This is a genomic window from Ligilactobacillus hayakitensis DSM 18933 = JCM 14209, assembly GCF_000615845.1.
In the GTDB taxonomy this organism is placed as follows: Bacteria; Bacillota; Bacilli; order Lactobacillales; family Lactobacillaceae; genus Ligilactobacillus; species Ligilactobacillus hayakitensis.
In genome coordinates, this window is sequence record NZ_BAML01000005.1 from 70555 (window position 1) to 82037 (window position 11483).

The window sequence follows — 11483 nt, forward strand, 5'->3', positions numbered from 1 at the left end:
AAAGATATATTTATTAAATAAGGAGAATAACAAATGGCAATTATTCAATGGTTTCCAGGTCATATGGCTAAAGCTTTAAGACAGGTTAAAGAAAATTTAAAGGCTGTTGATGTGGTTTTAGAATTAGTTGATGCTAGACTACCAGAATCATCACGTAACCCACAATTAGAAGAATTATTACAAGATAAATTAAGCATTATTGTACTAACAAAAATGGATTTAGCAGATCCCAAAGCAACTAAAGAATGGATTGAATACTATGAAAGTATGGGTCAACCAGCTGTTGCAGTAAATAGTAATGCTGGGAATTTAAAAATCATTGAAAAGAAAATTAAAGAAGTTTTGCAAGATAAACTCGAAGCCCGTAAGCAAAAAGGTATTCTAAATACTAAGATGAGAGCAATGTGTATCGGAATTCCTAATGTTGGGAAATCAACACTATTAAATCGTTTAGTTAAGAAAAACGTTGCTCAAACAGGAAATAAACCAGGGGTTACTAAATCACAACAGTGGTTAAAGGCAGGAAAAGAATTGCAATTATTAGATACACCTGGTATTCTATGGCCTAAATTTGAAGATCCATTAGTGGGAAAGAAATTAGCGTTAACTGGGGCAATTAAAGATACTCTTTACAATAAAGATGATGTTGCTTTGTACGCGATTGAACATTTTGTTCATCATAACAAAGAAGCTTTAAAAGAACGTTATCGCCTTTCAGAAGAGCAAGTTGATGATACGTCGGTAGAAGTATTACTTTCAATTACTAAGAATATGGGCTTCAAAGATGATTATGATCGCGCTAGTGAGCGCTTAATTTTTGAAATTCGTAAGAGTAAATTAGGTCGTTACACATTAGATGATGTTCCTAAAGATCCAACTGAAGTTTAATAGGTGATGAATTTTGGAAAAGTTAACAATTGCAGATGTAAAGACGCTTTTGAAAAATGGTGTTACCAGCAAACAATTAGAAGAACTAAAAAAAGATACGCGTAAGGGCGTTCAAATAGCTATTACTTCTTATGAGAAACGTTTGGCGAAAATAGAACAACAAAAATCAGATTTCAAAAAAAGACTAGAAATAGAAAATGACTATTGGCAAAATGGAATTGAATATGTCGCAGGTGTCGATGAGGTGGGAAGAGGACCACTGGCCGGACCCGTTGTTAGTGCAGCGGTTGTTTTACCACATGATTTTGATTTATATGAAGTCAATGATTCTAAACAATTATCAGAAAAAACAAGAGAAAGATTATATCGAAAAATATTAGAAAAAGCTGTATCAGTAGGTATTGGGATTACTGACAATCATCAAATAGATGAAGTAAATATTTATCAAGCATCCCGCGTTGCAATGAAAAATGCAATTTTAAATTTAAATGTAACGCCTCAAAGAATCATTGTTGATGCAATGGATATTGATGTTCCGATTCAACAATTAAAATTAATCAAAGGTGATGCAAAGAGTGCTTCAGTTTCAGCCGCAAGCATTGTTGCAAAAGTTGTTCGGGATCATTTAATGGAATTTTACGATAAAATATATCCAGGATATGATTTTAAAAGTAATGCAGGATACGGGACAAAGAAGCATTTGACGGGATTAGAAGAAAAAGGTCTTACTCCGATTCATCGTAAGACTTTTGAGCCAGTGCGAAAATTAATTTAAAAAAACTTATTTTACGTATTTTATTATTTAGAATATTGTAAAGAGAGGTTTTTTTATGGAATTAAGAGATTTCTTAATAAGAACACATATTTGTTGTCAAAAAATTGGAGGAAATAGTCGAAATATTGCTGACTTTTTAATGAAATGCCAGCGCTTTCCAAAATTAGGTGAACTAGAAGAATTACTATCATTGAAAAAAGTTAGTTTTGATGATTATATAGAATATTTTTTGAAAGATGAACTAACAGATGAAATTGAGCGTAATAAAAAATATAGTAAGATTAAAACAATTTTAGATGATGATTATCCAGCGTTATTAAAAGAAATTTCTGATGGTCCGGCAGTATTTTTTTATTTAGGTGACTATTCATTAATTCAAAATCCCAGTCTAGCAGTTGTTGGAGCAAGAAATAATACAATTTATTCTAAAAAAGTAATCGACAAGTTATTACCCGCAATTTGTACTGCTGAAATTGTTACCGTTAGCGGCTTGGCTCATGGAGTGGATCATATTGTTCATGAAACAGCGCTTGAACTTCAAGGAAAAACCATTGGAATTATCGGAACCGGTTTAAATATAGCATATCCTAAGAAAAATACATTGCTTCAAGAACAAGTCGCACATGACGGATTATTGATTTCAGAATATTGCTTAGATCAAAAACCATTAGCATTTCATTTTCCACATAGGAATCGAATTATTGCAGGGATTTCTAACGCGACTTTAGTTGTAGAAGCAAAGAAAAAGAGTGGAAGTTTAATCACTGCTAATTTGGCGCTTCAATATAATCGCGATGTTTATGCTGTTCCAGGAAATATCGATTCACCGTTATCAGATGGATGTAACGAATTGATTCAAGCTGGAGCTAAGGCAATTGTGGATGCTAGTGACATATTAGAAGAATACATAAGTGCATCCCTAATAAAAATAAAATAATTATTATGTAATGCTTTAAACTTCGCTATAGATGTAGATATTTTCTCATTTGTAGTGAAGTTTTTTAATATAGATCCAAATAAAGCACTAGTTATATGGTCGGATATTATTTTACTATAAAACTATAGTATTTCTTTTATTTTAGGAAAAATAAGGTCATATTGCGAATTATAATTAAAGATTATGGGAAATAATAAAACGTCTGTACGGAAAGAATTTAGTTATCAAATGAAATAAATAGAAAAAAATTTAAGAATTAAAAATAGTAACAACACTGGTTTTATGATATTATAATGAAGAAACTGGTTAACAATTAGAATAACTTGATAATAAAGTTGTTTTAATGTTACTCTAAAACATATTTAATGAAATTCTGTTTAATAAAGGAGTTGGGGTATGTGCCTACTACTCAAACAAAGAAAAAAACTACAGTTAAGAAGACTACCAAACGTCGAAAAAAATTAGTAATTGTAGAATCACCCTCGAAGGCAAAAACAATTGAAAAATATCTAGGATCGACCTATAAGGTTATGGCAAGTTTAGGTCATATCAGAGATTTGCCTAGAAGTTCGATGGGAATTGACGTTGAAAATAATTATGAGCCACACTACATTTCGATTCGTGGAAAAGGCCCAGTAATTAAAGAATTGAAAAAAGAAGCCAAAAAAGCTAGTCATGTATATCTTGCAGCCGATCCGGATAGAGAAGGTGAGGCAATTGCTTGGCATCTCTCTTACTTATTAGGGTTAGATCCAAAAGGAAAGAACCGAGTTGTATTTAACGAAATTACAAAAGACGCAGTTAAGAATGCTTTTAAAAATCCACGTGAAATTGATATGAATCTTGTCGATGCACAACAAGCACGACGGGTACTTGATAGATTAGTTGGTTATTCAATTTCACCACTTTTATGGGCAAAAATAAAAAAAGGTCTTTCTGCTGGACGTGTGCAATCAATCGCGTTGAACCTTATTATTCAACGTGAAAAGGAAATCAGAAATTTCGAACCTGAAGAGTATTGGACGATTGATTCCCAATTCAAAAAGGGAAGAAGTAAATTTGATGCCGATTTTTGGGGAGTGGATGGAAAGAAAAAAGATCTTCCAAATGAAAAGGCTGTGCAAGAAGTTCTTAGTAAAATCGATTCAAAGAAAAAATTTGATGTAACTGACGTTGCAAGAAAAGAACGTAAAAGAACTGCTCCGTTACCTTTTACAACATCAACAATGCAACAGGTAGCTAACAATAGTTTGAAATTTAGAACACAAAAAACTATGATGGTTGCGCAACAATTGTATGAAGGAATTAATATTGGTAGAAGTGGATCAGTCGGTTTGATTACTTATATGCGTACTGATTCAACACGTATTTCTAATGTTGCAAAACATGAAGCGGCACTATTTTTACATGAAAATTATGGTGCAGAATATGCGGCAAGTAAGCCAAGACAAGGAAAACTTTCTGAAAATGCACAAGATGCTCACGAAGCTATTAGACCTTCTTCAGTTGAACGTACACCGGAAAAAATGGCTAAGTATCTCGACAAAGATCAATTAAAATTGTATACATTAATTTGGTCAAGATTCGTTGCTAGTCAAATGACACCAGCGGTTTATGATACTATGCGGGTTAGTTTGACTCAAAATGGTATTGAATATCGTGCGCGTGGGTCTAAGCTAAAATTCCCAGGTTTTACTGCTATCTATAAAGAAACTACAAATAAAGACAATATTCTTCCAGATTTAGAAGTTGGAGATCAAGTTGATATGGTGAAAAATCAACCAAATCAACACTTTACACTGCCTCCAGCACGCTATACTGAAGCAACGTTAATTAGAACGTTAGAAGAAAATGGAGTTGGTCGCCCTTCAACTTATGCGCCAACGTTGAATACTATTCAAAAACGTTACTATGTAAAATTAGCAGCACGTAAATTTGAACCAACAGAATTAGGGGAAATTGTTAATACAATGATTGAAGAATGTTTCCCTGATATCTTGAACGTTGACTTTACTGCACAACTAGAAGATCAACTTGACAGTATTGAAGATGGAAAAGAACAATGGATTCGAGTAATCGACGAATTTTATCAACCATTTTCAAAAGAAGTTCAAAACGCTGAAGTCAAATTAGATAAAGTGAAAATTAAGGACGAACCGGCAGGAATTGACTGTGAAGTCTGTGGGGCACCAATGGTAATTAAGCTTGGTCGTTACGGTAAATTCTATGCATGTAGTCGTTTCCCTGATTGCCGAAATACAAAGGCAATTGTCAAAGAAATTGGAGTTACTTGTCCAGATTGTAAACAAGGTCAAATTATTGAACGTAAATCAAAACGTAATCGAACATTTTATGGGTGCTCACGCTATCCGGATTGCGAATTTGTATCTTGGGATAAGCCAGTAGGACGTGATTGTCCAAAATGTAAGCATTTCTTAATTGAAAAGAAAACCAAGAAAGGTTTACAGGTAAAATGTAGCAATTGCGATTATACAGAAGCAATTCAAAAATAAATTTAGGAGATTTTAGATGGAAAAATATGTAAATGTTATTGGTGCAGGTTTAGCTGGGAGTGAAGCTGCATTTCAAATTGCTAATCAAGGTGTTAAGGTGAAGCTATATGAAATGCGACCAGCAAAACAAACACCAGCTCACCATACAAAAAATTTTGCGGAATTAGTATGTACTAATTCATTGCGTGCAGATAGATTAACTAATGCTGCTGGATTATTAAAAGCAGAAATGAGAAAGTTTGATTCAATTATTATGCGCGCTGCTGACGCTCACTCTGTTCCTGCAGGTGGGGCTTTGGCTGTTGATAGAGATACTTTTTCTGCAGCAATAACAAAAGAACTTGAAAATCACCCCAATATTGAAATCGTTAAAGAAGAAGTAAATGAATTACCTGAAGGGATTACAGTTGTTGCAACAGGTCCTTTAACTGCTGATAACTTAGCTAAGTCAATTACAGATTTTACTGGAAATGATGGGTTATACTTCTTTGACGCAGCTGCTCCAATTCTTGAAAAATCATCTTTAGATATGGATAAAGTTTATTTGAAGTCTCGTTATGATAAAGGTGAAGCTGCATATTTAAATGCGCCAATGAACAAAGAAGAATTTATGAATTTCTATAAAGAATTAATTTCAGCAGAAACTGCTGAATTACATGATTTTGAAGATGATAAATTCTTTGAAGGATGTATGCCAATTGAAGAAATTGCTTCTCGTGGTGAAAAGACAATGTTATACGGCCCATTAAAACCGGTTGGGCTTGAAGATCCTCGTACAGGTAAAGAACCATATGCAGTTGTTCAATTACGTCAAGATAATGCTGCCGGAAACCTTTATAACATTGTTGGATTCCAAACTCATTTAAAATGGGGTGAACAAAAACGTGTATTTTCGATGATTCCTGGATTAGAAAATGCAACATTTGTTCGTTATGGTGTTATGCATAGAAATACTTTCTTACGTTCACCTGAAGTAATGCAACCAACATATCAAACACAAAAGCGTTCTGACTTATTCTTTGCTGGTCAAATGACAGGAGTTGAAGGATATGTAGAAAGTGCAGCTAGTGGATTATATGCTGGGTTAAATGCAGCTCGTTTGGCTAAAGGATTAGAACCAGTTGTATTCCCTAAGAAAACAATGATGGGAGCAATGGCAAATTATATTACTCATGCGTCTGCTAAGGATTTCCAACCAATTAATGCAAACTGGGGAATTGTTCCAAAATTAGAACAAAAAATCCGTAACAAACAAGAAAGAAACGAAGCATTATCTCATCGTGCACTAGAAATAATGGAAGAATTCAAAAACGAAAATTTTTCTAACTAATACAAGTTTTTAAATATTTGGCTCTTCGTCGATTAATATACTGATGATGAAACCTAATTAAATGTATTCAAAAGATAATGGTTAAGTAGATTGGAGAACAAGCTGCTTAGCCGTTATTTTTTTGCTTAAATTATTGTTTAATTCCTGATTAACTTGAGTTTGGGTAAACCATTTTTTAATGGATAATTGATTATTTTAAGTTTTATTAAACAAATAGCGTTAAAACTTGACTAATTTTGACGTTTCTTGCAAAATAAAAAATGTAGGGTGGTGATAGTTTTGGAAAAGGAGTGGATTAATCGCTTCCAAAAGTATCTAAAATTTGAACGCCAATATTCTGATGAAACGATAAAAGCATATACAGAAGACTTAAAAAAATTTTGTATGTTTCTAGAGGATAGCGGAGGCGCGAATTCTTTTGGTGAAATAAATCAACAAGATGTTCATGCATATATGAGTTATCTTTATGATCAAGCTTACGAAGCATCTTCTGTTTCAAGAATGATTTCTAGCTTGAGAACATTCTATAATTTTTTAATCAAAGAAGGATTAGTAGAACAGAATGTATTTGCGTATGTACAATTAAAGCAATCGCCACGTTCATTACCAAGATTTTTTTATGAAAAAGAAATGGATGCGTTATTTGAAGCAACTGCTGGCGAAGATAAAATTTCTATTAGAAATAACTGCCTATTAGAAGCTTTATATAGTACAGGAATGCGGGTTAGCGAGTGTACCAATCTAAAAATTTCAGATATAGATTTAAAAAATAAAAAAGTACGCTTACTTGGTAAAGGAAATAAGGAAAGAATTGTACCATTCGGGAGTTATTGCCAAAATGCTTTAAAGCGATACTTAACAGAATCTAGACCTCTTTTGATGGAAAAAGCAAACATGCAGCATGATTATGTGTTTGTAAATCAAAAGGGCAATCCAATTACCAGTGCTGGGGTAACGTATATTTTAAAGAAGATTGTTGAAAAAAGTAGTTTACATACTACTATACATCCCCATGAATTGCGACACACATTTGCAACACATTTAATGGCAAATGGGGCAGATTTAAGGGCTGTTCAAGAATTGTTAGGCCATAGTAATTTATCAACAACTCAAATTTATACTCATGTTACACCGGAGCATTTACAAAAAGATTATCGGAAATTTTTTCCGCGAGCATAATAATTTAATGGAGAGTGAATGAAAATGACAACAATTTGCGCTGTAAAACATAATGGAAAAACAGCTATCGCCGGTGACGGACAAGTTACACTTGGAGAAAAGGTTATTATGAAAGGAACTGCGCGTAAAGTAAGAACAATTTATAATGACCAAGTAGCAGTTGGATTTGCTGGCGGTGTCGCTGATGCAATCAATTTAGAAGAAAAGTTTGAAGCTAAATTAAATGAATTTGGTGGCAATCTTGAACGGGCGGCGGTAGAATTAGCCCAACAATGGCGTAGTGATCGTGCATTACAAAAGTTAGAAGCAATGTTAATTGTAATTGATAAAGAAAATCTCTTGGTAGTTTCAGGATCTGGGGAAGTAATTTCTCCAGACGATGGCGTTTTAGCAATTGGTTCAGGTGGAAATTACGCTCAAGCAGCTGCAGTTGCTTTAACGAAATATAGTGAAAATATGACTGCCGGAGAAATTGCCAAGGCTGCATTGAATATTGCAGCTGATATCGATATTTTTACAAATCATAATATTATTGTAAAAGAATTAGGTTAGGAGAAAACATATGGAAAGTATTAATAAAACACCTAGACAAATTGTCGAAGAACTAGATCAATATGTAATCGGTCAAAATAAGGCAAAAAAAGCAATTGCGGTTGCGTTAAGAAATAGATATCGTCGAATGCAATTATCAAAAGAATTACAAGATGATATTTCTCCTAAAAATCTTTTGATGATTGGGCCAACAGGGGTCGGTAAAACTGAAATTGCCCGCCGCCTTGCAAAAATTGTTAACGCACCTTTTGTAAAAGTTGAAGCAACAAAATTTACTGAAGTTGGATACGTTGGCCGCGATGTTGAATCAATGGCTAGAGATTTAGCTGAAGTTGCTTACCAAATGGAAAAAAAAGATGCATTTAAAAAAGTGAGATCAAAGGCAGAACAAGCAGCTAATAAGAAACTTATTAAGCTTATTGTACCTGCTAAGCAAAAAGAACAAGATCCTAATCAAATGCTTTTTAATGCGTTTAGAGATTTACAGGCTGGCAAGATGCCTAATAATTTTGGAAATCAAGATTCTAATGAGGAAGTTACTGATTCTATCCGTAATGAACGTTTATCTATGATGGAAAAATTGAATCAAGGTTTATTAGAAAAATATGAAGTAACAATCAATGTAGATGATCCTGCAACACAATTTAATAATCAAAGTGGTATGTTAGGTCAAATGGGCATTGATTTATCGTCTTTGAGTTCGATGATGCCATCTCGTAAAGTTGAACGTAAAATGACAGTATCTGAAGCTAGAGAAATTTTAATTCGAGAAGAATCTGAAAAGCTTGTTAATACTGCTGATTTAGCTGATGCTGCAATAAAGCGAGCTGAAAATACTGGAATCATCTTTATTGATGAAATTGATAAGATTGCAATTAAAGGGCAACAAGGTAGTGGTCAAGTCTCACGAGAAGGGGTTCAAAGAGATATCTTACCAATTGTTGAAGGATCACAGATTTCAACTAAATATGGTTTATTAAAAACGGACCATATTCTGTTTATTGGATCTGGAGCTTTCCATGAAAGTAAACCAAGCGATTTGATTGCTGAATTGCAAGGACGTTTCCCAATTAGAGTTGAACTAGAGGATTTAAGTACAGAGGACTTTGTCAAAATTCTTACTGAACCAAATAATGCTTTAGTAAAGCAATATATTGCAATGATTGGGACAGATAATATTGATGTAACGTTCACAATTGAAGCTATTCGACGTGTTGCTGAAGTAGCGTATAAGCTAAATCACGAAACTGAAAATATCGGTGCACGTAGATTACACACAATTTTAGAAAAATTACTAGAAGATTTATTATTTGAAGGCCCAGATATGCAAATGGGTGAAATTACGATTACAGAAGCATATGTTAATGAAAAAATCGGCTCAATTGCAAACGATAAAGATTTAAGTCAATACATTTTATAGTATTTTAATGATAAAACCCTTAAGAAATTACGTGAAAAAACGTTGATTTCTTAAGGGTTTTAATTTACATCTATTATCTTCAATTTATATATCCATTGCGCTAAAAAATCGGCTTGTTGCCATTCATTGCGTTTGCGTTTTTTAACGCCAATAGCTTGATTAATATAAGTGTTATTGGACAAAATTAACGGCGGATGAATGCCGCGAACATGGCCATATAAGGTATAATAAACATTTTTATATTCTTGAATAAAATCGCCAGTTCTTTGACTTCCTAAAAAGGCATTAACCATTTCAAAAACCGTATCAAATTTAGGTGATAAATCATTAGGCTTTTTCCATAGAGTTTGTGATTGTGGAGCAAAATGCGTCATTAAAATTACTTTTTTATTGACAAATATACTTGCATCAAGCTGTAATTTTAATTGCTTAATAACTAAATCTACATATTCGAAGTCATTAAGGGGTTTGATTATTGTATTATCAATCCAAAATGCATTTTTCCATTGTTGGATTTTTAACGGATCATTATTTAATTTTGAAAAAGAATAGTCATACCAACCGTTATTGCCGATAATTCGCCAATCTGTATGTTGAATATCAATAAATTTATTGTGGAGATACATAGATGAAATATTAGGGTTTTGTAATTCATCAAATGTAATTCCGTTGAGCATATCGTGATTTCCCGCAATAAATTTAATTCTTGCATCTGTTTTAGTACTTAATTTTTCAAAATAAGAAAGCGTTCTTGAAAAATTATTGAATAAATCTCCAGCATATAAATAGTATGAAATGTCATTTTTATTTAAAAATTCAGCTTGTTGATTACAAATTAATTCGATATCAACACGATTAACATCTAAGTGATTGTCACTGGACATAGCAATTTTCATAATAAACCTCAAAGTAATTTTTTAAATTCTACTAACTATAATAACAAAACTATAGATAAAAACCAAAGATAGGGGCAATAGGTTAAATTCATTTTACCTAGTTTACATAATATACATTATCGAAAGTAATTCATTTTTAAATAATATCCGCTTTTCGTTAAATATTTTGTATCTTAAATAAAAAACCTACAACTTATTAATTAAGTTGTAGGAATTTAAATGGTTCTATAATATTCTGTGCTGATAATAATTTTAATAAGATTATCATCAGTATTAATTGACAAAGGCCTATTAAATTATTGGTTCTTATCAAATGAATTAATTAAATCAGCTTTTGAGTTCCAAAACGGAACTTTGGCAACACCGTTAATTTTATTTTTGGGGACAAATCCGTAGTATCTGCTATCATTAGAAACTTCACGATTATCACCAAGAACAAAATATTTATTTTTAGGAACTGTAAAGGTTTTATTATCGCCTAAAGTAACTTCTTTAGCCGGTTGCAATTGTAAAGTTATTGTTCCTGAACCTTGTTGATCCTTTGAAATGTATGATTGAGATGTCAATTTCCCATTTACGTATAATTTACCGTTATTCTTGTATTCAATTTTATCACCAGGTAAACCAATTACACGCTTAACATATTTTGTGTTTTTTTGAACACTTGGACGTTTATCTACACCATAAGCATCAAAAACAATTACAGAATCATGCTTGATTTGACTATGGTGAAATTCAACGATGCGTTCATTATTTTGTAAGTTTGGATACATAGAAACTCCATCTACACGTACAATTGTAAACCAGAACTGTTTAATAACAAGTGTAATTAAAAGTCCTAATAAAACTGGCCATATCCAACTAAATATTTCTTTTAATTTTTGCAATGATATTCATCCTTTCGAATTCTATTATAACTTACACTAAGTATAGCTCAAATACGTACGGCTTTAAATATATGATATTAAAAAAAGATTTATAATTTGTATAATA

At 32.5% G+C, this 11483-nt stretch carries 10 protein-coding genes; 8 read left to right on the plus strand and 2 right to left on the minus strand.

Going from position 1 to position 11483, the window contains the following annotated elements; all coding sequences use genetic code 11:
• Nucleotides 1-33: 33 nt before the first annotated feature.
• The 8 genes from ylqF (at nucleotide 34) to hslU (ending at nucleotide 9594) form a co-directional block, all read left to right on the plus strand.
• Nucleotides 34-888 carry a ribosome biogenesis GTPase YlqF gene (gene ylqF / locus JCM14209_RS02615; protein ID WP_025022070.1) on the plus strand — a complete coding sequence of 285 codons (855 nt, stop codon included), beginning with the start codon at nucleotides 34-36 and terminating at the stop codon, nucleotides 886-888.
• Between the two features lie 13 nt (nucleotides 889-901).
• Complete coding sequence (gene rnhB, locus JCM14209_RS02620; RefSeq protein WP_025022071.1) at nucleotides 902-1663, plus strand: ribonuclease HII; 762 nt, start codon at nucleotides 902-904, stop codon at nucleotides 1661-1663.
• Nucleotides 1664-1718: 55 nt separating this feature from the next.
• Nucleotides 1719-2600, plus strand: coding sequence for a DNA-processing protein DprA (gene dprA / locus JCM14209_RS02625; protein ID WP_025022072.1), 882 nt, complete (start codon nucleotides 1719-1721; stop codon nucleotides 2598-2600).
• Between the two features lie 398 nt (nucleotides 2601-2998).
• Nucleotides 2999-5113 carry a type I DNA topoisomerase gene (gene topA, locus JCM14209_RS02630; protein ID WP_025022073.1) on the plus strand — a complete coding sequence of 705 codons (2115 nt, stop codon included), beginning with the start codon at nucleotides 2999-3001 and terminating at the stop codon, nucleotides 5111-5113.
• 16 nt (nucleotides 5114-5129) lie between these two features.
• The gene (trmFO, locus tag JCM14209_RS02635) at nucleotides 5130-6443 is read left to right on the plus strand and encodes an FADH(2)-oxidizing methylenetetrahydrofolate--tRNA-(uracil(54)-C(5))-methyltransferase TrmFO (protein ID WP_025022074.1); all 1314 of its coding nucleotides are present in this window, start codon (nucleotides 5130-5132) and stop codon (nucleotides 6441-6443) included.
• A gap of 279 nt (nucleotides 6444-6722) precedes the next feature.
• Nucleotides 6723-7622: a tyrosine recombinase XerC gene (gene xerC / locus JCM14209_RS02640; RefSeq protein WP_025022075.1), complete on the plus strand. Its 900-nt coding sequence runs from the start codon at nucleotides 6723-6725 to the stop codon at nucleotides 7620-7622.
• A gap of 24 nt (nucleotides 7623-7646) precedes the next feature.
• The gene (gene hslV, locus JCM14209_RS02645) at nucleotides 7647-8174 is read left to right on the plus strand and encodes an HslVU peptidase proteolytic subunit (protein WP_155830657.1); all 528 of its coding nucleotides are present in this window, start codon (nucleotides 7647-7649) and stop codon (nucleotides 8172-8174) included.
• 10 nt (nucleotides 8175-8184) lie between these two features.
• Entirely contained in the window at nucleotides 8185-9594 is a 1410-nt protein-coding gene (gene hslU / locus JCM14209_RS02650) for an ATP-dependent protease ATPase subunit HslU (RefSeq protein WP_025022077.1), read from the plus strand.
• 59 nt (nucleotides 9595-9653) lie between these two features.
• Here hslU and JCM14209_RS02655 read toward each other — a convergent pair whose 3' ends face one another.
• Together JCM14209_RS02655 and lepB are read right to left on the minus strand one after the other, a co-directional pair.
• A complete protein-coding gene (locus tag JCM14209_RS02655; RefSeq protein WP_025022078.1) occupies nucleotides 9654-10490 on the minus strand; it encodes a metallophosphoesterase in 837 nt (278 codons plus the stop codon).
• Between the two features lie 296 nt (nucleotides 10491-10786).
• Nucleotides 10787-11377, minus strand: coding sequence for a signal peptidase I (gene lepB / locus JCM14209_RS02660; protein ID WP_025022079.1), 591 nt, complete (start codon nucleotides 11375-11377; stop codon nucleotides 10787-10789).
• Nucleotides 11378-11483 lie beyond the last annotated feature (106 nt).

Coding starts and splice junctions, on each gene's coding strand:
- hslU (WP_025022077.1), top strand. CDS start 8,185: ATGGAAAGTATTAATAAAACACCTAGACAAATTGTCGAAGAACTAGAT.
- hslV (WP_155830657.1), top strand. CDS start 7,647: ATGACAACAATTTGCGCTGTAAAACATAATGGAAAAACAGCTATCGCC.
- trmFO (WP_025022074.1), top strand. CDS start 5,130: ATGGAAAAATATGTAAATGTTATTGGTGCAGGTTTAGCTGGGAGTGAA.
- dprA (WP_025022072.1), top strand. CDS start 1,719: ATGGAATTAAGAGATTTCTTAATAAGAACACATATTTGTTGTCAAAAA.
- JCM14209_RS02655 (WP_025022078.1), bottom strand. CDS start 10,490: ATGAAAATTGCTATGTCCAGTGACAATCACTTAGATGTTAATCGTGTT.
- ylqF (WP_025022070.1), top strand. CDS start 34: ATGGCAATTATTCAATGGTTTCCAGGTCATATGGCTAAAGCTTTAAGA.